Annotated in this window: 21 protein-coding genes; 17 read left to right on the top strand and 4 right to left on the bottom strand. The window is 66.5% G+C overall.

Annotated features, from left to right (window positions below; translation table 11 throughout):
* Positions 1–76 precede the first annotated feature (76 nt).
* Positions 77–682 (top strand): P-loop NTPase family protein, encoded by a 606-nt coding sequence (locus tag AC1DRE_RS15580; protein WP_476985436.1) that lies wholly within the window; start codon positions 77–79, stop codon positions 680–682.
* 28 nt (positions 683–710) lie between these two features.
* On the opposite strand, the gene AC1DRE_RS15575 is transcribed toward AC1DRE_RS15580, so the two are convergent.
* Positions 711–1,553 carry a DUF937 domain-containing protein gene (locus tag AC1DRE_RS15575; protein ID WP_476985435.1) on the bottom strand — a complete coding sequence of 281 codons (843 nt, stop codon included), beginning with the start codon at positions 1,551–1,553 and terminating at the stop codon, positions 711–713.
* Positions 1,554–1,786: 233 nt separating this feature from the next.
* Here AC1DRE_RS15575 and AC1DRE_RS15570 point away from each other — a divergent pair, with 233 nt between their 5' ends.
* The 8 genes from AC1DRE_RS15570 (at position 1,787) to AC1DRE_RS15535 (ending at position 10,428) form a co-directional block, all read left to right on the top strand.
* Positions 1,787–2,770, top strand: a complete 984-nt coding sequence (locus AC1DRE_RS15570) for a bifunctional riboflavin kinase/FAD synthetase (RefSeq protein WP_476985434.1) — start codon at positions 1,787–1,789, stop codon at positions 2,768–2,770.
* A gap of 29 nt (positions 2,771–2,799) precedes the next feature.
* A complete protein-coding gene (gene kynA / locus AC1DRE_RS15565; RefSeq protein WP_476985433.1) occupies positions 2,800–3,654 on the top strand; it encodes a tryptophan 2,3-dioxygenase in 855 nt (284 codons plus the stop codon).
* A complete protein-coding gene (kynU, locus tag AC1DRE_RS15560; RefSeq protein ID WP_476985432.1) occupies positions 3,651–4,895 on the top strand; it encodes a kynureninase in 1,245 nt (414 codons plus the stop codon). Before kynA ends, kynU begins: the two co-directional genes overlap by 4 nt.
* Positions 4,896–5,118: 223 nt before the next feature.
* Positions 5,119–5,388, top strand: coding sequence for a 30S ribosomal protein S15 (gene rpsO / locus AC1DRE_RS15555; protein WP_104172489.1), 270 nt, complete (start codon positions 5,119–5,121; stop codon positions 5,386–5,388).
* Positions 5,389–5,634: 246 nt separating this feature from the next.
* Complete coding sequence (locus AC1DRE_RS15550) at positions 5,635–7,887, top strand: polyribonucleotide nucleotidyltransferase (protein ID WP_364128887.1); 2,253 nt, start codon at positions 5,635–5,637, stop codon at positions 7,885–7,887.
* A 187-nt stretch (positions 7,888–8,074) separates the two neighbouring features.
* Positions 8,075–9,418: a M16 family metallopeptidase gene (locus AC1DRE_RS15545; RefSeq protein WP_476985431.1), complete on the top strand. Its 1,344-nt coding sequence runs from the start codon at positions 8,075–8,077 to the stop codon at positions 9,416–9,418.
* A 116-nt stretch (positions 9,419–9,534) separates the two neighbouring features.
* On the top strand, positions 9,535–9,993 hold the full coding sequence (locus AC1DRE_RS15540; protein WP_476985430.1) for a DUF1579 family protein: 459 nt from the start codon (positions 9,535–9,537) through the stop codon (positions 9,991–9,993).
* A 48-nt stretch (positions 9,994–10,041) separates the two neighbouring features.
* Entirely contained in the window at positions 10,042–10,428 is a 387-nt protein-coding gene (locus AC1DRE_RS15535; RefSeq protein WP_476985429.1) for a nuclear transport factor 2 family protein, read from the top strand.
* 192 nt (positions 10,429–10,620) lie between these two features.
* On the opposite strand, the gene AC1DRE_RS15530 is transcribed toward AC1DRE_RS15535, so the two are convergent.
* Positions 10,621–10,902 carry a hypothetical protein gene (locus AC1DRE_RS15530; protein WP_476985428.1) on the bottom strand — a complete coding sequence of 94 codons (282 nt, stop codon included), beginning with the start codon at positions 10,900–10,902 and terminating at the stop codon, positions 10,621–10,623.
* Between the two features lie 163 nt (positions 10,903–11,065).
* Here AC1DRE_RS15530 and AC1DRE_RS15525 point away from each other — a divergent pair, with 163 nt between their 5' ends.
* Positions 11,066–12,190 carry a helix-turn-helix transcriptional regulator gene (locus AC1DRE_RS15525; RefSeq protein WP_476985427.1) on the top strand — a complete coding sequence of 375 codons (1,125 nt, stop codon included), beginning with the start codon at positions 11,066–11,068 and terminating at the stop codon, positions 12,188–12,190.
* Between the two features lie 43 nt (positions 12,191–12,233).
* On the opposite strand, the gene AC1DRE_RS15520 is transcribed toward AC1DRE_RS15525, so the two are convergent.
* Both AC1DRE_RS15520 and moaA read right to left on the bottom strand, forming a co-directional pair.
* A complete protein-coding gene (locus tag AC1DRE_RS15520) occupies positions 12,234–12,500 on the bottom strand; it encodes a MoaD/ThiS family protein (RefSeq protein WP_104172485.1) in 267 nt (88 codons plus the stop codon).
* A gap of 4 nt (positions 12,501–12,504) precedes the next feature.
* Positions 12,505–13,641 carry a GTP 3',8-cyclase MoaA gene (gene moaA / locus AC1DRE_RS15515; RefSeq protein WP_476985426.1) on the bottom strand — a complete coding sequence of 379 codons (1,137 nt, stop codon included), beginning with the start codon at positions 13,639–13,641 and terminating at the stop codon, positions 12,505–12,507.
* Positions 13,642–13,773: 132 nt separating this feature from the next.
* Here moaA and AC1DRE_RS15510 point away from each other — a divergent pair, with 132 nt between their 5' ends.
* From AC1DRE_RS15510 to AC1DRE_RS15480, 7 genes are all read left to right on the top strand, one after another.
* Positions 13,774–14,517 carry a response regulator transcription factor gene (locus tag AC1DRE_RS15510; protein ID WP_364128737.1) on the top strand — a complete coding sequence of 248 codons (744 nt, stop codon included), beginning with the start codon at positions 13,774–13,776 and terminating at the stop codon, positions 14,515–14,517.
* A complete protein-coding gene (locus tag AC1DRE_RS15505) occupies positions 14,504–15,775 on the top strand; it encodes a sensor histidine kinase (protein WP_476985425.1) in 1,272 nt (423 codons plus the stop codon). The genes AC1DRE_RS15510 and AC1DRE_RS15505 overlap by 14 nt, the downstream gene beginning before the upstream one ends.
* A 157-nt stretch (positions 15,776–15,932) precedes the next feature.
* On the top strand, positions 15,933–17,384 hold the full coding sequence (locus AC1DRE_RS15500) for a molybdopterin-dependent oxidoreductase (protein WP_476985527.1): 1,452 nt from the start codon (positions 15,933–15,935) through the stop codon (positions 17,382–17,384).
* Between the two features lie 91 nt (positions 17,385–17,475).
* Complete coding sequence (locus tag AC1DRE_RS15495) at positions 17,476–18,741, top strand: molybdopterin molybdotransferase MoeA (protein ID WP_476985424.1); 1,266 nt, start codon at positions 17,476–17,478, stop codon at positions 18,739–18,741.
* The gene (moaC, locus tag AC1DRE_RS15490) at positions 18,729–19,223 is read left to right on the top strand and encodes a cyclic pyranopterin monophosphate synthase MoaC (protein WP_364128744.1); all 495 of its coding nucleotides are present in this window, start codon (positions 18,729–18,731) and stop codon (positions 19,221–19,223) included. Before AC1DRE_RS15495 ends, moaC begins: the two co-directional genes overlap by 13 nt.
* Entirely contained in the window at positions 19,220–19,744 is a 525-nt protein-coding gene (locus tag AC1DRE_RS15485) for a MogA/MoaB family molybdenum cofactor biosynthesis protein (RefSeq protein WP_476985423.1), read from the top strand. Before moaC ends, AC1DRE_RS15485 begins: the two co-directional genes overlap by 4 nt.
* Entirely contained in the window at positions 19,734–20,261 is a 528-nt protein-coding gene (locus AC1DRE_RS15480) for a molybdenum cofactor biosynthesis protein MoaE (protein ID WP_476985422.1), read from the top strand. Before AC1DRE_RS15485 ends, AC1DRE_RS15480 begins: the two co-directional genes overlap by 11 nt.
* Positions 20,262–20,335 lie beyond the last annotated feature (74 nt).

The raw sequence follows: 20,335 nt of genomic DNA, 5'->3' as shown, positions 1-20,335 counted from the left end.
GTCACTGCCGCACGGGGTTACGGGCCGGCGTCGGCCACGTTCCGCAGCAAACGGCCGGGAGCACGGGGAAATTTTTATGAGCCAGCCCGAGAAATGCATCCCCAGAAACCCGTCCCGCATCCTCTTCTACGGTGTGACGGGCAGCGGCAAGTCTTCGGCAGCCCACGCATATGCGGCAGCGTCGGGACTCCCGGAGTTTTCGGCCGACGACGATATTGGCTGGCTTCCCGGCTGGCAGCAACGCACCGTCGAACAGCAACGGGAAATCGCTTCAGCTGTCGCTGGACGCGACCGCTGGGTCCTCGACAGCGCCTACGGAGTGTGGCGCGACATCGTTGTTCCCCGCGCTGAGCTCGTTGTCGCCTTGGACTATCCTCGTTGGCTTTCACTCTCCCGCCTGTTGCGCCGTTCCCTCCGGCGCGTCATCACCAGACAGCCCGTGTGCAACGGAAACGTCGAAACGCTCGGGAGGCTCTTCGCCAGGGATTCGATCTTCTCCTGGCACTTCAACTCCTTCGCCAGGAAGAAGCGGGTGTTCAGGGAGTGGCAGACAGATCCGGGCATGCCGCCGGTGATGGCCTTCCGCAGGCCCCGGGAGCTCGACGAATGGCTGGCCCAAGTGGCCGCTGCCGCTGCCGCTGCGGCTACGGTGCGCGCAGCTGACGACCCGGGCCACCCCTGAGCTGAGCTTTGAGCTGAGTCTGGGGCGGCTATTTCTTCCCGAAGAGCCGGCCCAACAGGCCGCCGAAGCCGCCGTCGTCGTTCTTTTTGTCCTCTTCGTGCCCGACCGTCCCGTCGTCGGGGAGGTCGACGTCGATCAACTCACCCGGAACGGGCGCACCGCCCTGCGGTATGGGCTGCCCCAGAGGCCCGGTGGGGGCTTGCGGCGCCGACTTACTCACCCGTTCCGGGACTACTGCACCCCGGGACTGCTGCCCGCCCTGCGAGCCCCCGCCCAAAATGCCGCCAAGAATATCCCCGAAGCCTCCGCCCGGGGCGCCGGTGCCGCCCTGCGGGCCGCCGCCAAGAATGCCGCCCAGGATACTGCCGAGATCGATCCCGCCGGCCCGGCCCGCGCTGTCGTCAGAAGGCTCGCCTGAACCGTCGGGGCCTGCCACGTCGCCGGCCCCGCCTCCCGCATTTTGTCCGCCGAGGATCTTCTTGGCGAGGTAGGACATAACAATGGGCGCGAGAATGGGCAGCAGCTTCCGGACGAGGTCGCTGCCAACGCCGCCGAGGTTGGCAGATCCCGCGAGCTGGGTTGCCACCCGGTCCTGCTGCCCGCCAAACACGTGGCTCACAATCTTCTCGCCGTCGTCGGTGTCCACCTGCGAGGCGTCCACGCCGCCGTCCACGAGCCCGTCACGATGTTGGGCCAGGGCGGATTCCAGGGACGCGGCACCATCCGGCGCCTGTGCATTGCTCTGCATGCCGGCGAGGAGGGTGGGTACTGCGGCCTCGATGGCCGCCTGGGCAGACTCCCTGTCCGTGCCCAACAGCCCGGCAATCTGGTCCACCGGTATCTGTTCCAGAATCTCGCGGAGGTCAGGCATGGCATTCTCCTTCAGCCCGGCCGGCGGCCAATGGCATCGTTGGATGCGGCGCGCAGCTGCGTCGCCGGGTGCTGCCCTTGCATCCTAGTCCGGGACGTAGACCCGTGGAAGGGCAGGCTGGGCACCGGCCGGGGCGTCGGTTGCTCCGGGCAATTGCGGGTAATCTTAGAGAGTTCCGGAGCCCGGCGCGGCACTCCGGACGAGTCAATGGCAGGCAGTAAAAGGCGAGGTTGATGGTCCACATCTGGAACGATCCGTCCGAGGTCCCCGCGGACTTCGGCCCTACCGTTGTCACGTTTGGCAATTTCGACGGCGTGCATCGGGGGCACCAGCAGGTGCTTTCACAGCTCATCCGTACGGCCCGGCTCAACGGGGCGCGCTCAGTGGCGGTCACTTTTGATCCGCATCCTGCGCAGGTCCACCGGCCCGAGTCCGCTCCTGAGCTCATCATGGGCCTGGAAGACAAGCTTGTTGCCCTCGGCGAAGTGGGACTGGATGCCGTCTTGGTCATGAAGTACTCCCTGGAACTCGCCAGCCTCACCCCCGAAGAGTTCGTGGCAGGCGTCCTCGTGGACAGCCTCAAGGCCAGCCACGTGGTGATCGGCCACGATGCCCGGTTTGGCCGCGGAAACTCAGGTGACCTCTCCACCATGCAGGAGTTGGGGCAGAAGTTCGGCTTCACCGTCCAGGTCATCAGTGAGTTTGGCTCCGAAGGATTTCCCATTCACGACGACGGCGGCGGGGACCGCCGCTGTTCGTCCACCTGGGTTCGTGAAGCGCTGCGGGACGGCGATGTCACCACCGCGGCTGCCGTGCTTGGCCGCCCGCACAGGATGCGCGGCGAGGTGGTGCACGGTGCCGCCCGTGGACGTGCCCTCGGTTTCCCCACCGCCAACCTGGCCTCTGAAGCCAGCGGTTACATTCCGGCGGACGGCATCTATGCCGGCTGGCTGGTGGACCAGATCGGCACCAGGTGGCCTGCAGCCATCTCTGTCGGTTCGAACCCGACGTTCGACGGGGTCAGCCGGCAGGTTGAAGCACACGTGATCGACCGCCCGGAAGAGCCGGTTGAAGACTTCGATCTGTACGGCCAGACAGTAGTGGTGGAGTTTGTGGCGCGGCTGCGGGGCATGGTGGCGTACCGTGGGCCGGAAGCGCTCGTCGAACAGATGCGCCTGGACGTCGTCCAGGCCCACGACATCCTGTTCCGGCGCTGACCACAGTCACTGGCAAGGAAGGCACCGCTGTGTCCGTTGAGAAGAACACAAGGAAACTGGAAAAGGACATAGTCCGGGATTTCAGTTCGCGGATGAGTTACGCGTCCTACCTGCAGCTGTCCACGCTCCTGAGCGCGCAGCAGCCGGTCAGCGATCCCGAACACCACGACGAACTGCTGTTCATCATCCAGCACCAGACCACGGAGCTCTGGCTAAAGCTGGTCCTTCACGAACTGCGCAGCGCGGCAGCATGGCTCCGCAGCGACGACCTCGGCTCCGCCTTGAAGGCGATTGCGCGCGTCAAGCACATCCAGAAGACCCTGACCGAGCAATGGTCCGTCCTGGCAACGCTTACCCCCACCGAGTACTCACAGTTCCGCGGCTTCCTGGGCAATTCCTCGGGGTTCCAGTCCAGCCAGTACCGGGCAGTGGAGTTTGTTCTCGGCAACAAGAACCGCAAGATGCTTCCGGTGTTCGAATCCGATCCCGAGGCCCACGAGCAGCTCCGCCGGGTCCTTGAGGCGCCGAGCATCTACGACGAATTCCTGGCCTACCTTCACCGTCAGGGCTTCGAGGTTCCGGCCTCGCTGCTGGAGCGCGACGTCACGAAAGCGCACGAGTTCTGCCCCGAACTGGTGCCCGTGTTCAAGCACATCTACGAAAACGCGGCGGACAACTGGGGTGCCTACGAGGCCTGCGAGGAACTCGTGGACCTGGAGGACAACTTCCAGCTGTGGCGGTTCCGGCATCTGCGGACGGTGCAACGGACCATCGGCATGAAGGCGGGCACCGGCGGTTCCAGCGGGGCCGCGTTCCTGCAGAAGGCCCTGGAGCTGACCTTCTTCCCCGAACTTTTTGCCGTCCGGACGGAGATCGGCCAATGAGCACAGTTCACGAGACCCAAGACGTCCTGCTGCAGCGCGCCGTCGAACTCGACGCCGCGGACCCGCTGGCCGGCTATCGCGACCACTTCGTCGGAACGGACACCGATCTGTCCTACCTGGACGGCAACTCGCTGGGCCGTCCGCTCAAGCGGACCGTCACTGACATCAGCGCTTTCATCCAGGACAGCTGGGGCGGCCGGCTGATCCGCGGCTGGGACGAGGACTGGCTCCAGCTGCCCGAAGCCATCGGCGACCAGCTGGGCCGGGCAGTGCTCGGCGCGGCTCCCGGACAGACCATCATCGCCGACTCCACCACCGTCGTCCTGTACAAGCTGATCCGCGCCGCCCTCGCCGCGGTCAAGGACCCCGCCAGAACCGAGATCGTGCTGGACACGGACAACTTCCCCACGGACCGCTACCTGCTTGAAGGCATCGCCCAGGAGGAAGGGCTGACCCTGCGCTGGATCGATGCCGACCCGGCCGCCGGGGTGACGGTGGATCAGGTGACGGCGGCCGTTGGGCCGGCCACCGCCGTCGTGGTCCTCAGCCAGGTGGCTTACCGCTCGGGGTTCCTCGCCGATCTCCCGGCGATCACGTCGGCAGTGCACGACGCCGGTGCGCTGGTGGTGTGGGACCTGTGCCATTCCGCCGGGTCAGTCGAGCTGCAGCTTGATGCCGCCGGCGTCGACTTCGCCGCGGGCTGCACGTACAAATACCTCAACGGGGGACCGGGTTCGCCCGCCTTCGCCTACGTCAACGCGCTGCACCTGCCGGCGTTGAACCAGCCGATCTGGGGCTGGATGGGCCGGAAGGACGCCTTCGAAATGGCGGCCGGCTACGAACCGGCCCCGGGGATCCGCGGCTTCCTCAGCGGAACACCGGCAATTTTCGGCATGATCGCGATGCAGGGCACGCTGGACCTGATCGAAGAAGCCGGGATTAAGGCACTCCGCGAAAAGTCCCGGAAGCTGACGGCCTTCGCGCTTGAACTCCATGATGCGTGGCTGGCTCCGGCCGGTGTCCTCCTGGCAACACCGCGGGACCCGGATCAGCGGGGGAGCCACATCACCGTGGACCACCCGGACTTCCGGGAGATGACGGCCGAGCTCTGGGAGCAGGATGTCATCCCCGATTTCCGGGCACCGCACGGGATCCGGATCGGGCTCTCACCACTCAGTACGTCCTTCGCGGAGGTCTACCGCGGTGTCGCTGCGATTCGCGATCTGCTGGCGCGTCCGTAGTCCGCGCCGCCTGTAGGGACGGCCGGCATCTTTGATGAGTCAACACGGTGTTTCGACAAGATTGCGGCTGGGCCGGTAAACTAAACGTTGGATCCGGCTGCAGTCCGTGGCGGCTGGCTCTTGTTATGTGCAGGAATTCCCGGTTAGGCCGGGATCTCCGGTACAAACACACCCGGCAGTGAGTTACTGATTCGGGCCTCACGGCACATCTCTAGGAGTTATTGTGGCACTTGAAGCCGCTGTAAAGCAGTCCATCATCAAGGATTTCGCAACGTCCGAGGGCGACACCGGTTCGCCGGAGGTCCAGGTTGCAGTCCTGACTCAGCGGATCAAGGATCTCACTGAGCACATGAAGGTGCACAAGCACGACTTCCACACCCAGCGCGGTCTGCTGGCCATGGTTGGTCGTCGCAAGCGTATGCTCACCTACCTCAAGAACACTGACATTGCCCGCTACCGTGCGCTCATCGAGCGTCTCGGCCTGCGCCGCTAGTCTGAATTACGGGGCGGCCCTTTCCTTCCGGGACGGGCCGCCTTCTTCAGTAGAAAACTAAACAGGAGGATCAACCGCATCACGCATTCGCGGTCCTCGGTAGTGATTCCCGGGAACGGCTTCGAAGAATGAAGCCCGGCCCGTGGGTCTCGATCGATGACCGGGTGCAGTGCAGGCCAGTAGACAGATGCTGGACTGGGTTGATGCGGCTGGACTTCCGTTAACCAAGAAACGGAGGTGACTCTCTTGGAGGGTCCCGAAATCCAGTTCTCAGAAGCCGTCATTGATAATGGCCGCTTCGGTAAGCGTGTAATCCGCTTCGAAACCGGCCGCCTTGCCAAGCAGGCAGCCGGCGCAGCCATGGTGTACATCGACGAAGACACCGCGCTGCTGTCCGCAACCACCGCCGGCAAGCACCCGCGTGAAGGCTTCGACTTCTTCCCGCTCACCGTTGACGTCGAAGAGCGCATGTACGCCGCCGGCCGCATCCCGGGCTCGTTCTTCCGCCGCGAAGGCCGCCCGTCCACCGAAGCCATCCTGGCTTGCCGCCTCATGGACCGCCCGCTGCGTCCGGCCTTCATCAAGGGCCTGCGCAACGAGGTCCAGATCGTCGTCACCGTCCTGGCGATCAACCCGGACGAGCTCTACGACGTCGTGGCCATCAACGCCTCCTCGATGTCCACCCAGCTCTCGGGCCTGCCCTTCTCCGGCCCGATCGGCGGCGTCCGCGTTGCCCTCGTTGCCGACGAAAACGGCTCGCAGTGGGTTGCGTTCCCGAAGCACTCCCAGCTCGAGAACTCCGTGTTCAACATGGTCGTTGCCGGTAGGACTGTGTCGGGAGCCGACGGAGACGACATCGCCATCATGATGGTTGAAGCCGAAGCCACGGACAACTCCTGGAACCTCATCAAGGAACAGGGCGCCACCGCTCCCACCGAAGAGGTTGTTTCCGAAGGCCTCGAGGCTGCCAAGCCGTTCATCAAGGCCCTCTGCGACGCCCAGGCCGACCTGGCTGCCCGCGCCGCCAAGCCGACCGTCGAATTCCCGGTCTTCCTCGACTACGAGGACGACGTCTACGCCGCTGTTGAAGCCGCTGCCGCCGAGAAGCTTGCTGCTGTCTTCCAGATCGCAGACAAGCAGGAGCGCGACGTCGCGTCCGACGAGCTCAAGGACGAAGTCACCTCTTCGCTCGCCGGCCAGTTCGAGGGCCGCGAAAAGGAGCTGTCCGCAGCCTTCCGCTCGGTCACCAAGCAGGTTGTGCGCCAGCGCATCCTCAAGGACCAGATCCGCATCGACGGCCGTGGCCTGACGGACATCCGCCAGCTCACCGCCGAGGTTGAGGTTCTGCCCCGCGTCCACGGTTCGGCTATCTTCGAACGCGGCGAGACCCAGATCATGGGTGTCACCACGCTGAACATGCTGAAGATGGAACAGCAGATCGATTCGCTGTCGCCGGTAACGCGCAAGCGCTACATGCACAACTACAACTTCCCGCCGTACTCCACCGGTGAGACCGGCCGCGTGGGTTCGCCCAAGCGCCGCGAAATCGGCCACGGTGCACTCGCAGAGCGCGCCATCGTGCCGGTGCTGCCGTCCCGCGAGGAATTCCCGTACGCCATCCGCCAGGTGTCTGAGGCTCTCAGCTCCAACGGTTCGACGTCGATGGGTTCCGTCTGTGCCTCCACGCTGTCCCTGCTCAACGCAGGTGTGCCGCTGAAGGCTGCCGTTGCCGGCATCGCCATGGGCCTGGTTTCCGACCAGGTCGACGGTCAAACCCGCTACGCGGCCCTGACTGACATCCTCGGCGCCGAAGATGCTTTCGGTGACATGGACTTCAAGGTTGCCGGTACCTCCGAGTTCGTCACGGCCATCCAGCTGGACACGAAGCTCGACGGCATTCCGGCCTCCGTCCTGGCTGCTGCACTGAAGCAGGCACGCGAAGCCCGCCTGCACATCCTCGAGGTCCTGAACTCCGCGATCGACACCCCGGACGAGCTCTCCGAGTTCGCGCCGCGCGTCATCGCTGTCAAGATCCCCGTGGACAAGATCGGCGAGGTCATTGGGCCCAAGGGCAAGATGATCAACCAGATCCAGGAAGACACCGGCGCGGACATCTCGATCGAGGACGACGGCACCGTTTACATCGGCGCCACCAACGGCCCGTCCGCCGACGCCGCACGCTCCGCGATCAACGCCATCGCCAACCCGCAGGTTCCGGAAATCGGAGAGCGTTACCTGGGCACGGTCGTCAAGACCACCACCTTCGGTGCCTTCATTTCCCTCACCCCGGGCAAGGACGGTCTGCTGCACATCTCCGAGCTGCGCAAGATCGCCGGCGGCAAGCGCGTTGACAACGTCGAGGACGTCGTCTCCGTGGGCCAGAAGATCCAGGTTGAGATCACCAAGATCGACGACCGCGGAAAGCTGTCCCTGTCCCCGGTCATCGCCGAGGAAGAAGGCGCTGAAAGCGCCGAAGTCGTCGAGGCGGCCGCAGAGTAGTCTGCAGCGTACTTCGTAGGACAAACACGACGGCGGGGCCGGTGGATCATCCACCGGCCCCGCCGCCGTTAAGATATACCCGCCGCCGTTAAGCCGAGCGATTGAACCGCCGTTCCTGAAGCATAGGGGGAATGGTCCGCTGGTACGATTGCAGGCAGATTTGGCACCCGTTTCTTGAAAGGCCTTGATGACTGTCGTACCCCTGCCGCTAGTGCAGAACCAGCCCGGTGACACCCTGATCCACGGAGCCGACGGCGGGTCCGTTGTCCGCCGGTCGGTGCTCCCCGGCGGCGTGCGTGTACTGACGGAGGCCATGCCCGGCCAGCGTTCCGCGACCATTGGCTTCTGGGTTGGCGTGGGTTCGCGCGATGAAGCCCACGGGCAGCACGGATCCACCCATTTCCTTGAGCACCTGCTTTTCAAGGGCACCAAACGGCGCACGGCGCTGGAAATCGCGTCCGCCTTCGACGAGGTTGGCGGCGAGTCCAATGCGGCCACAGCCAAGGAAAGCACCTGCTACTTTGCCCGGGTCCTGGATACCGACCTGCCGATGGCGATCGACGTCATTGCGGATATGATCACCGGCGCGGTCCTGGACCCGCAGGAGATGGAGCAGGAACGCGACGTCATCCTTGAGGAAATCGCCATGGACAGCGACGACCCCACGGACGTCGCCCACGAGCATTTCGTCGCCGCAGTGCTGGGAACGCATCCGCTGGGACGTCCGATTGGCGGAACCCCGGAGGCCATCCGTGCGGTGGCCCGCGATTCGGTCTGGGACCACTACCGCCGCTACTACCGTCCGGACGAGCTCGTCATCACGGCCGCCGGCGGCCTGGACCACGACGTCGTCTGCGGGCTTGTGGTGGAAGCACTCCACCAGGCGGGCTGGGCCCTGGAGGCCGGGGCCGCGCCGGTGGAACGGCGCTCCACCGAACGGGCCGACATCTCCGGCACGGCCGGACTCCATGTGGTCAAGCGGCCCGTTGAGCAGGCAAACATCATCATGGGCTGCCCGACGATCGTCGCCACGGACCAGCGCCGCTACGTCATGAGCGTGCTGAACGCGGTGCTCGGCGGAGGGATGTCCTCGCGGCTGTTCCAGGAAGTCCGGGAAAAGCGTGGCCTGGTGTACTCCACCTACTCCTTTGCCTCCTCCTACGCTGATGCCGGCTACTTCGGGATGTACGCAGGCTGCACGCCGTCGAAGGTCCGCCAGGTGTTGGAGCTGCTCGGCGCCGAGCTGGACAAGCTGGCAGGAGACGGCATCTCCGACGACGAGCTCAAGAAGGCCGTGGGCCAGCTCTGCGGCGGCATTGTGCTGGCACTGGAAGACACCGGTTCGAGGATGTCCCGGCTTGGCCGTGCCGAACTGGTGTCCGGTGAATACCAGGACATCGAGGAGACCCTCCGGCAGATCAAGGGCGTCACCGTGGAACAGGTGCGGGTGCTGGCGCAGGAGCTGGCGGCAGCACCGCGGACAGTGACCGTTGTGGGTCCGTTCGAGGAAGACGAAACCTTCGGCCTCTGACCCCCTCCCGCTCCGGGCATTGAAAGGCCGCTGGCGGGCTGCGCGCTGTACATCCGAACGCTGGACATCCCAACGTGGCCGCGTGATGATGAACCCGGGGCCACACTGGAGGAACGATGGACCAACCGCACCCGGGCACTGCGCAGGAGCTCGAGGCTTTCCTCGGCCATTGGACAGGCACTACCCAAATAGAGGCTTCACCGCGCGGGCCTGCCCGGACAGCGGAGGCCGAAGTGGTGTTCACCAAGGCCGCCGGCGGCTATGCCGTGCTGCAGAGCTACCGGCACACGGAAACCGGAGGGATCCGGTTTGAGCGGCACGGCATGTTCACCTTGGATCCCGACCACCCGGACACGGTCTGGTACCACGTGGACAGTGTGGGCCAGCCGCGGGAAGCCCCGACGCGGTGCACCTGGCACGGCGGTGTGCTCACCGTGGAACGGCGAAATGGCCGGGCCACGTCACGGCACACTTTTCGGGTGGACGACGGCGTGCTGACGCACAGGTCCGAGGTCCGCCTGGCCGAGGCCACTGCGTTCGCCCCGTTCATGACATCTGTTTGCCGCCGCACCTGACAGCGCGAGCAGACAGATGCAGCCTCCGCCACTCAAGAAAGGAATCTCATGCCAGACTCCAGCGTCGAAGGGATCGCGCGCTCCTACATCCAGGCCGTTGGCTCCCACGATATGGAAGCCCTTGAAAACCTGCTCGGTGAGGATCTCCTGGCCACCTTCGCCGGCACGACCCTCGACAAGGCCGGGTGGACCACGGCAATCAAGCGCCTTCTCCCGGCGCTGGTCCGCAACGAGATCCGGGAGGTCTTCAGCGCGCAGGACCGTGCCTGCGTCGTGTACGACTTCATCACTGATACGGCTGCTGGTGCCGTAAGGTGCATCGAGCTGCTCACCATCAACGCAGACAAAATCAGCGAGATCGAACTTGTCCTGGATCGGGCCGCCTTCGCCCCCGTCAATGAGGCGCTGAAAGCGCGGATGCCGCCGGCCCAATAGGACCCGGCGGGCAATGCGCTGTCTTTCAGACTGATCGGCGCTACCGGCGTGGTGGAGGTGACCGCCCGATCGGGGCCATCCAAACCTGACATAGTCACCGGACGGTGGCGAATGAGACGGGGCGGTCCGCGAACGGGCATTTGCGGCCCCCGCGGAGCGCGAACGGACAGTTGGCGCCCCGCCGGATGACTCTCAGCCGGCAGATTCCACAATCCGCGTCCGCGGTGCCCCCTGTAGAGCTGGAGCCGCGGCAGGTGAATTCCACACCTTCTGCTGAAGGCTGGCCAGCAGCGCCTCGGCCTGTTCCCGGCTCGCAAGATCAAGTTCAACCACCACATAGTGCGGATCGTCCACCGGCCGGCTGATGCGGTGGGCGACAACACCCGACGCCGCGCGGTTGACCGGGTCCCGGTCGAAGGCGGCCTTCCACATCCCGAAGTCCTTGATGCCGTGCTCGATCTGAAGCGTGTACATGTCATTCCTTTCCGTCCGGGGCCTGCGGGTCAACCCCATAGCCACACGGTAGGCCGGCCTGGTGAGCACCGGGTATCCCAGAATTCTGGGGCGGACCCAGTCCAAACGCCTGTTCGGCGGAGTGGGCGGGCCATACTGTTTCCATGACCACATGTTGGGTTCCATGACCACGCATTGGGCACTGAGCCGGAGCCTGGAACGGATCGGTCACCTGTGCGGCGGCTCCATGGAGGACCATGAAATGCGCGCCGCAGTGCTCGCCGAGCTGGGCAGTGTTGTTCCGTTCAGTTGGTTTGCGTGGCCCCTGGCGGATCCCGGGACCTGCACCGGCACGTCGCCCATGGCCCGCATTCCCTGTCCCGAAGAACTGCCCGCCCTGATCAAATTGAAGTACCTGACGGAAGCCGGCCGCTGGACATCGCTCCTGGGCGGAGGCTCCCCAGCCGTCACCCTGCAGGCCGCAACCGGCGGTAACCCGGCCGTGAGCCCGTTATGGGACGGCATCCTCCGCCGGTATGAGGTGACCGACGTGCTTTTCTCGGTGTTCGGCGACAAATACGGCTGCTGGGGCTGGCTTGACCTGTGGAGGTCCGGTGACGGGGGACTCTTCACTGACGCTGAATCCAGGTACCTGGCGACGGCGGCACCCATCATTGCGGCCGGCTTGCGGCGGAGCCGGGCCGCGCAAATGACGCGGGACGCCCGGCTGCGGCACGGCGCGCGGCGGCCGGAAGCTGAGGAAGGATCTTCGCGGCGTGGCCTGCCCGGACAGGCAGTGCTGACGCTGGACGCCGCACTCGGAATAACCGGCCGGAGCGCCTCCGCAGCCGACTGGATCAGCCTGCTGCAGCCGGGACCATCCCCTTACGAATCCGTCCCGGCCGAGGTTTTCAACGTCGCCGCGCAGCTGCTGGCCCGCGAGGCCGGAATTGATTCCCATGAGGCGTCGGCCCGGGTGCCCATCGGGTTTGGCCAGTGGGCTGTGCTGAGGTCATTCCGGATGAACGTAGGGAAAGGTGACGCGCCGGTCGCCGTGACCATCCAGGAATGTCCTGGGGCCGAGAGGCTGGAGGTGTTTGCCCGGTGCTTTGGCCTGACGCCGAGGCAGCGCAGCCTGCTCGGCCTGGCCGCCAGCGGACTGGACACTGCCGCCATGGCGGCTTCCCTTGGCATCAGCCACTACACGGTGCAGGACCAGTTCAAAGCGGTCTTTGCCGCGTGCGGCGTCCGGAGCAGGAATGCACTGTTGGCCCTGGCGCTCGGGACGGAGACCGGCGCGTCGGCATGATGGGCCATTGGCCGGCGGAATCCCGGCCGAACGGCAGACGTTCCTAGCCGCCGGCAAAGGGCGGCAGCACGTCCACCACGTCGTCCGGGCCAAGGACCACCGACCGGTCACGGACAGCCACTTCGTTCAACAGGAAACTGCTGCGCGAAAGCAGCCGCGCAAGCGGAGGCGTCCCGGCGGGCGGAACCGGCCGGTCGACGTCGAGCACTGCGCTCAACAGGGCCTCCACCGTGGAGCCGGCGGGCAGCTCGAAGCGTTCTTCTTCGACCCCTGCTGCGGCGCGCGCGGCAGCGAAGTAACGTACGTTCAAGTTTTCAGCCTCCGATGGCGCTCATGCTGCGGTCCGGCTGGACGAAGTCCGGAGCATCCAGACCGACGTGGTCCATGCCGTGGGCCTTTGGCTTGATCCACATGGCGTCCTGCCAGCGCTCGGCGAGCTGCTGGTCTGTGGCGCCCTCGCGCAGCAGTCCCAGGAGGTCGACTTCCTCGCGTGAGAACAGGCAGCTCATGATCTTGCCTTCCGCCGTGATCCGGGTGCGCCGGCAGTCCGAGCAGAACGGTTCGGTGACGGAGGCGATGATTCCTACGGTTCCGAGCACAGGGCCGGCGGCTTCGGCGGAACCCGAAACCCGACGTCGTACTTCGAAGCGTTCGGCCGGGGCGCCGTCGCGGTCCCTCGGATCGGCGCTGAGCACATAGTCGACGGACAGCAGCGCGCGGATTTCCGCCGCGGTGATCATGTTCCGGCGGGTCCAGCCGTGGTCGGCGTCGAGCGGCATCTGCTCGATGAAGCGGAGTTCGTAGCCGCGGTCCAGCGCCCACGCCAGCAGGGAAGGGGACTCGGCGTCGTTGATTCCGCGCATCAGGACGGCGTTAAGTTTCACGGGACCGAGACCCGCGGCCCAGGCGGCGTCCACTCCGGCCAGCACCTTGTCCAGGAACGGGCGGCGGGTCAGCTTGGTGAACGTCTCTTCGTGCAGGGAATCCAGCGAGACGTTGATCCGGGAGAGCCCGGCTGCCTTGAGCCCGGCCGCTTTTTTGTCCAGGCCCACGGCGTTCGTGGTCATGGAGATCGGCAGCTCCGGATGGGCCTGGCGCAGGGCGGAAATTATGTCGAGCAGGTCGGCCCGGACAAGGGGTTCGCCACCGGTCAGGCGCAGTTCGCGCACGCCCAGCATGTCTACGCCGATCCGAACGATCCGGACAATCTCTTCGGCGGACATAACGGCCTGCTTGGCCAGCCATTCAAGGCCCTCGGCCGGCATGCAGTAGGTGCAGCGCAGGTTGCACTTGTCCGTCAGGGACAGCCTCATGTCCGTGGCACGGCGGCCGTAGCGGTCCATCAGGCCGGCCGGCATACCCTCGGGACGCGACGGCAGCGGCAGTGCGGGTACTCCCGGATCGGAACCGGCCCCCTCCCGGGGTTGCGGCATGCCAAGCTGAACACTCATGAATTCAGGCTACGCCACCTTGGTGCCATCCATCACACCTGTGACATCGGCGGATCTTACGGAATCCCTACGGATCGCCACAGCAGGCGGCAAACGCGTGTCCGGCCCGGGCCCCGAACCTATGCTGGAGGTGTGAACAAGTCCCAGCCCGCCCCGGTCCAGGCCGCGGTCGGAAACCGGCGGATACTCCTCGTCGAAGACGAACAGACCATCGCCGGCGTGGTCCGTGACTACCTTGTGCAGGCGGGCTTCCAGGTGGATCTGGCGGCGGACGGTTTCACCGCCCTTCGCCTGGCCGCCGAGCGGAACCCCGACCTCGTCCTGCTGGACCGCATGCTGCCTGGCTTGGATGGTGTTGAGGTGTGCCGCAGGCTCCGCCAGACGATGAGCGTCCCCGTCATCATGCTGACGGCACTGGGAACCGAGGACGACAGGATCCTGGGGCTCGAGGTTGGTGCGGACGACTACATCACCAAGCCCTTTTCGCCCCGCGAACTGGTGCTCCGGGTCCGGTCGGTGCTGCGCCGCAGCGTCCAGGAATTCAGCCCCGAACCTGCGGTGGAGGTTGCCGGCTTCGAACTCAACCCGGCCGCCCGGACCGTGACGCACCACGGGGCTCCGCTCGCCCTGACGATCCGTGAGTTCGATCTGCTGGCTTTCCTGCTGCGCCGCCCCAACCAGGTGTTCAGCCGGGAGGAACTCATCAAGGCCGTGTGGGGCTGGGACTTCGGGGACCTGTCCACAGTCACCGTGCACGTCCGCCGGTTGCGCGAAAAGATCGAGGCGGATCCCACCCGGCCTGCCCTCCTCAAGACGGTATGGGGCGTGGGCTACCGGCTCGACACCCCGGACGGAGCCTCCGGTGCAAACCTCTGAACTCCTCGCCATCGTGGCCTGGGCGCTCCTGTGGGCCGTGGTCATCGGAACCGTGTCGCTGCTCCTGCTCAAGCCACTCCGCAGGACGTCCATCGCCGTGCAGATCTGTATCGTGGTGCTCTCCACTGTGGCCGTGCTGACCGCAGGCATGGTCAGCGCGTTCAACGCCATGTTCATTTCAGCCCGGGACCTCGAAGTCATGTGGTACGTCCTGGCCATCGCTTCCGCCGTTGCACTGGCCATCTCCCTGGTCCTCGGAGCACGGGTCTCGCGCAACGCAAAACTGCTCGCCGCCGCGGCACGGAGCATCGGGCGCGGCGAAAGCCCGGGGCTGCCGGCGCCGCTCATGAGCTCGGAACTGTCCGAACTCGCGGACGAACTCGAACGCAGCAGCCGCATGCTGGCCGAATCCCGGGAGCGGGAGGCCGCCGTGGAGCGTGCCCGCCGGGAACTCGTCAGCTGGATCTCCCACGACCTCCGCACACCGCTGGCCAGCATGCGGGCCATGGCCGAAGCCCTCGAGGACGGCATGGCCGCGGACGTCCGCGGCTACTACCGCAAGATCATCAGCCAGACCGACCAGATGGCCATAATGGTCAACGACCTTCTGGAACTCTCCAAGATCCAGGCGGGCACCCTGCGCCTCAAAGCCGAGCCGCTGGACCTCTACGACCTCGCCAGCGACGCCATCGCCGTCCTCGCGCCGCTCGCCGCCCGCCGGCAGATCACTCTCGACGGCGGCGGCCTCCGGGAGTGCCTCGCCGTGGCGGACGGTCCCTCGCTGGGCCGCGCGGTTCGCAACGTGGTGCTGAACGCCATTCTCTATAGCAAGCCCGGCTCTGGCGTGATCGTGGAAGTCGGCAGGGACGGGAAGGAGTCGGTGGTGTCCGTGACGGACGGCTGCGGCGGAATCGCTCCGGAAGACATCGGGCACCTCTTCGACACCGGATGGCAGAAGAACCCGTCGCGCAGCCGCTCCGGCGGTGCCGGCCTTGCCGGGCCGGAGCCCGGACGGGATCCCGAAGCGGCCCGGGATCCGGAGTCGGCAGGCTACAGCGGCGCCGGGATCGGGCTCAGCATGGTCGCAGGGATCGTCCGGGCCCATGAGGGCAGCGTGACGGTTGAGAATGTCGACGGCGGCTGCCGGTTCTCCCTTCGCCTCCCCGCCCAGGATCCGGCTGGCCCGGCCGACGCCCCGCGCAGGAGTGCGCAGACCAGCCAGGACGCTCCGGTAGCGGAGGTGCCCCGTGGGCTTTGATCTGCAGGGAAAAGCGTCCGTTGGTGCGGCCGCCACCCGACCCGGCACCGCCGGCCATCCCGGCCGGTGGGCGGCTGCAGCAGGAGTTGTGGCCGTGGCCGCGGGGGTGGTGGTCGGCGAACTCGTCGCTGCCCTCGTCAGCCCGGCGCTTTCGCCTATGACAGGTGTGGGGGGTGCAGTCATTGATGCTGTACCGCCAGCCATCAAGGACTGGGCGGTCGCAGTGTTCGGCACCGCTGACAAGTTGGCGCTGCTCGTCGGCATGGGGCTGGCCATTGCCGCCCTGGCTGCGCTGGCAGGCCTCCTGGAGTGGCGGCGCCGCTTTGCCGGGTTTGCAGTCATCGGCATCTTTGGCGTGGTGGGGCTGGTGGCTGTCCTTGGCCGCGCCCAAGTGACCGGCAACGCCATGGCGTTGCCACTGCTTGCCGCCGCCACAGGAATCCTGGTGCTGCGCTGGCTGATGTCGCGACTCCGGGACTGGACGACGTCGGCAACGGCGGGGGAGCGTCCCGCACCGGCCGCCGAACCAGACCCCGGACCCGACCGGCGCCGGTTCCTCCACGCGCTGGGCGGGGGAGCCGTCGTCGCGACCGTTGGCGGCGCCCTGGCTGCAGGTCTTCGCGGAGCGGCTGCAGGTGTCAGTGAAATCCGAAGCAGACTGGCCTTGCCGTCCGCGGCTTCCCCGGCTTCGCCGGTTCCGGCCGGGGCTGAGCTGAGGCTGGACGGCATGGATCCGCTGGTGACGCCCAACCGCGACTTCTACCGGATCGACACAGCCCTCTCTGTTCCTGCGGTGGATCCGAACACCTGGGTCCTCAGGGTCACGGGCATGGTGGAACGGGAAATCGAACTGGATTTCGCCACGCTGCTGGCAAAACCGATGACCGAACGCCACCTGACCATCGCCTGCGTCTCCAACGAGGTTGGCGGGGACCTCATCGGCAATGCGCTGTGGCTTGGCTGGCCGGTTCGCGAGCTGTTGGCCCTGGCCGGGCCGACGGTCGGCGCCGACATGGTGCTGTCCCGCAGCAAGGACGGGTGGACCGCCGGCACGCCGCTGGAGGCTCTCACTGACGACCGGGACGCCCTGATCGCCGTGGGAATGAACGGCGAGCCGCTGCCGCTGGAGCACGGCTTCCCGGTACGGCTCGTCGTTCCCGGTCTTTACGGTTACGTTTCCGCCACCAAATGGCTTACTGAGCTCAAAGTGACCAGGTTCGCGGACGACGTCGGCTACTGGACGCCCCGCGGCTGGAGTGAGCGCGGGCCCATCAAGACGTCGTCCCGCATTGACGTTCCGCGTGCCGGACGCGCGGTGCGTGCCGGAACGGTGGCGTTCGGCGGCGTTGCCTGGGCCCAGCACGCCGGGATCAGCAAGGTGGAACTCCGCGTCAACCGCGGCGACTGGCAGACGGCGCAGCTTGCTCCCGGCATATCGCGGGACACCTGGTACCAGTGGCAGCTGTCGTTGCCCCTGACGCCCGGGCAGTACGAGGTCCAGGTCAGGGCCACGGACCTGAACGGGGTGCCGCAGGTCGAAGAGCGGTCACAGGTCGCTCCCGACGGCGCCACGGGATTCCACACCATTAGAGTTGACGTGACGCCGTAGCAGGCCGCCGGCCCTGCGGGCCGCAAAGCCCAGTGCGCCGAACTCGTAATACTTCCCAATTCGCAGTCGCCCGGACCCAGGTAAGGAAAGCATGCACCGCACCGACAACAGGCACGTCACAGGCGGCAGCCACGGCGACAAGGGCGGCCATCCGGCCCGCACTGTGGCGGCGCACCGCGAGGCCGTACGGGAGCTGCTGGCCGGCCTCGGCGGCCCGGGCCGCACCGAGCAGCTGCCCCTTCTGTCGGCGCTGGGACGCGGGCTGGCGGCGGACATCACTGCTCCCGTGGACCTGCCTCCGTTCGCAAACTCCCAAATGGACGGCTTTGCCGTCCGCAGCACGGACATTCCCGACGGTGGCAGGAAACTCAGGGTGGTGGACCCCATCCCCGCCGGTGCCGTGGCGGCACCGCTTGAACCGGGCACGGCCGCCCCGATCATGACCGGAGCCATGATTCCCCCCGGGGCTGACGCCGTCGTACCCATTGAGAGGGCCGTTCCCGATTTCTTCCCCCGTCCCGGAACCCCTGCGTCCGTCCGGCTGCCGGCAACGGAGTCCGGCGCCTATGTCCGTGATGCGGGCAGCGACGTCCGGACAGGGGAGCTGGCGCTCGCCGGCGGAACGTTCCTGGGGCCGGGCCAGCTGGGACTCCTGGCAGCGCTCGGCATCACCCAGGTCACCGTGAACCGGAACCTCAAGGTGCTCCTGGCCACGACGGGGGACGAAGTGGTGGAACCCGGCAGGCCGCTGGAACCCGGCAAGATCTACGACGCCAACGGCACCCTCCTGGAAGCCGCGATGCGCCAGGCCGGGCTGGACGTCCTGCGGACCGCGATCTCAACGGACAACCCGGAGCAACTGACAGCCCTCCTGCGGCAGCACGCCCCGCGGGTCGACCTGATCGTCACCACAGGAGGCGTCAGCAAGGGCGCCTATGAAGTGGTCCGGCAGGCCACCGCGGAACAGGACGTGGAATTCCTGCATGTGGCCATGCAGCCCGGCGGCCCGCAGGGCATCGGACGGTTCGACGGCGTGCCCTTCGTGGGTTTCCCGGGTAACCCCGTCAGCTGCCTGGTCTCCTTCGAGATGTTCCTCCGCCCGGTCCTCAGTGCGTTGCTGGGCTCACCGGCACCCCGCCCGGCCATCCGGGCCAGGCTGGCTGACCCGTTGGAATCACCTGCGGGGAAACACCAGCTCCGGCGCGGCACCCTCCAACCGGACGGCACGGTCCGGCTGGAGGGCGGCGCAGGCTCGCACTTGGTTCATGCCCTGGCCGGTTCCAACGCCCTGATCCATGTCCCGGTTGGGACATCTGTGCTCGCTGCAGGCGCGGAAGTGGAAGTATGGACGCTGTGAACAATGAAGATAACGCTTCCGGCCTGACGCATCTGCGCCGGGACGGAACAGCGCAGATGGTTGATGTTTCCGGCAAGGCCGAGACCACCCGGGAGGCCACAGCCACCGCGACGGTCCGCACCACAGCCGAGGTGCTGGCACTCCTGGGCGCTGGCGACCTGCCGAAGGGCGACGCCCTGGCGGTGGCCCGCGTGGCCGGGATCATGGCGGCGAAAAAAACACCCGAGCTGATCCCGTTGTGCCATCCGCTGCCCATCTCCAAGGTCACCGTCGACTTTGAACTGGGCGAGGATGCCGTCGCAGTGCTGGCAACCGTCAAGACCCGCGGCGTGACCGGCGTCGAGATGGAGGCGCTCACGGCAGCGTCCGTGGCGGCCCTCAGCGTGTACGACATGATCAAGGCAGTCGACAAGCATGCAGTGCTGACCGACATCAGGGTGCTGGCCAAAAGCGGCGGCAAGAGCGGGGACTGGACAGCATGAGCAGCTTTGGACAGCAGCCCGAACCGCACCGCCACGGAGAGGCCACCGGCCGGAAGGCCGGCGTCGTGATTGCCTCCAACCGGGCAGCGGCGGGCATCTACCGCGACGAAACCGGCCCGGTGATCATCGACTGGCTGACCGAGCACGGGTTCGACACGTTCCCGGCCATGGTGGTGCCCGACGGCGAACCCGTGGGAGCCGCGCTCCGCGCCCTGCTCACGCAGCAGCCCGCCGTCATCATCACCAGCGGTGGAACCGGGCTCAGCCCCGATGACCTCACCCCTGAAATGACGGTTCCCCTGCTGGACCGCGAAATCCCGGGGATCATGGAAGGAATCAGGCAGGCCGGTCTGGCCAAGACGCCCATGGCCATGCTGAGCCGCGGACACGCAGGCGCAGCCGGGCGGACGTTCATCGTTAATCTTCCCGGATCACCCAAGGGCGTCATGGACGGCCTGGGCGTGCTGGATCCGGTCATCGGCCACCTGTGCGACCAGTTGGAGGGAGATCATGGGCACTGAAAAAGGCATGGAAACCGGCACCCAAGCGGGGACGGGCTCCGGATTCGAGATTGTGAATGCGGTGCTGAGCGCGGAACCGATTTCCGTGGCGCAGGCGATTGCCGCGGTGGAATCGGACACGGCCGGTGCCGTTGTCAGCTTCAGCGGCGTGGTGCGGAACCACGACGGCGGGAAGCCGGTTGAGCGGCTCAGTTACAGTGCGCATCCCACCGCCCACCAGGTGATGGCCGACGTCGTCGCGCAACTGGTGGCCGAACACGCCGGCGACGCTGCCGCTGTTGCTGGCCCTGTGGGTGCCGTGTCCGGCGGAGAGCCGGTACGGATCTGGGCCGCGCACCGGGTGGGCATGCTGGAAATCGGCGACCCCGCACTGGTGTGCGCGGTTTCCGCGGCACACCGCGGCCAGGCCTTCGAGGTGTGCTCGGAGCTCGTTGACCGGATCAAGGCGCAGGTGCCCATCTGGAAGGAACAGTTCTTCAGTGACGGAACCGTCGAATGGGTCGGGGCCGGCGCCTAGAGGCAGTTTTGGCCCGCGCCTAGCGAAGGCGGGGCAGGGGCGGCCGGGAGGGGGCCGGCGGCAACCTGCCTGGC

The sequence above is a fragment of the Arthrobacter sp. P4_H3 genome, assembly GCF_056400885.1.
Note: the sequence above shows the minus strand (reverse complement) of the source record. Positions and strands in the feature narration are given on the sequence as shown.

What these genes read in the sequence shown, in the direction of transcription:
- AC1DRE_RS15580 (WP_476985436.1), top strand. Translation starts at nt 77, where the DNA reads ATGAGCCAGCCCGAGAAATGCATCCCCAGAAACCCGTCCCGCATCCTC.
- AC1DRE_RS15575 (WP_476985435.1), bottom strand. Translation starts at nt 1,553, where the DNA reads ATGCCTGACCTCCGCGAGATTCTGGAACAGATACCGGTGGACCAGATT.
- AC1DRE_RS15570 (WP_476985434.1), top strand. Translation starts at nt 1,787, where the DNA reads ATGGTCCACATCTGGAACGATCCGTCCGAGGTCCCCGCGGACTTCGGC.
- kynU (WP_476985432.1), top strand. Translation starts at nt 3,651, where the DNA reads ATGAGCACAGTTCACGAGACCCAAGACGTCCTGCTGCAGCGCGCCGTC.
- AC1DRE_RS15545 (WP_476985431.1), top strand. Translation starts at nt 8,075, where the DNA reads ATGACTGTCGTACCCCTGCCGCTAGTGCAGAACCAGCCCGGTGACACC.
- AC1DRE_RS15540 (WP_476985430.1), top strand. Translation starts at nt 9,535, where the DNA reads ATGGACCAACCGCACCCGGGCACTGCGCAGGAGCTCGAGGCTTTCCTC.
- AC1DRE_RS15535 (WP_476985429.1), top strand. Translation starts at nt 10,042, where the DNA reads ATGCCAGACTCCAGCGTCGAAGGGATCGCGCGCTCCTACATCCAGGCC.
- AC1DRE_RS15530 (WP_476985428.1), bottom strand. Translation starts at nt 10,902, where the DNA reads ATGTACACGCTTCAGATCGAGCACGGCATCAAGGACTTCGGGATGTGG.
- AC1DRE_RS15525 (WP_476985427.1), top strand. Translation starts at nt 11,066, where the DNA reads ATGACCACGCATTGGGCACTGAGCCGGAGCCTGGAACGGATCGGTCAC.
- moaA (WP_476985426.1), bottom strand. Translation starts at nt 13,641, where the DNA reads ATGAGTGTTCAGCTTGGCATGCCGCAACCCCGGGAGGGGGCCGGTTCC.
- AC1DRE_RS15500 (WP_476985527.1), top strand. Translation starts at nt 15,933, where the DNA reads ATGACAGGTGTGGGGGGTGCAGTCATTGATGCTGTACCGCCAGCCATC.
- AC1DRE_RS15495 (WP_476985424.1), top strand. Translation starts at nt 17,476, where the DNA reads ATGCACCGCACCGACAACAGGCACGTCACAGGCGGCAGCCACGGCGAC.
- moaC (WP_364128744.1), top strand. Translation starts at nt 18,729, where the DNA reads ATGGACGCTGTGAACAATGAAGATAACGCTTCCGGCCTGACGCATCTG.
- AC1DRE_RS15485 (WP_476985423.1), top strand. Translation starts at nt 19,220, where the DNA reads ATGAGCAGCTTTGGACAGCAGCCCGAACCGCACCGCCACGGAGAGGCC.
- AC1DRE_RS15480 (WP_476985422.1), top strand. Translation starts at nt 19,734, where the DNA reads ATGGGCACTGAAAAAGGCATGGAAACCGGCACCCAAGCGGGGACGGGC.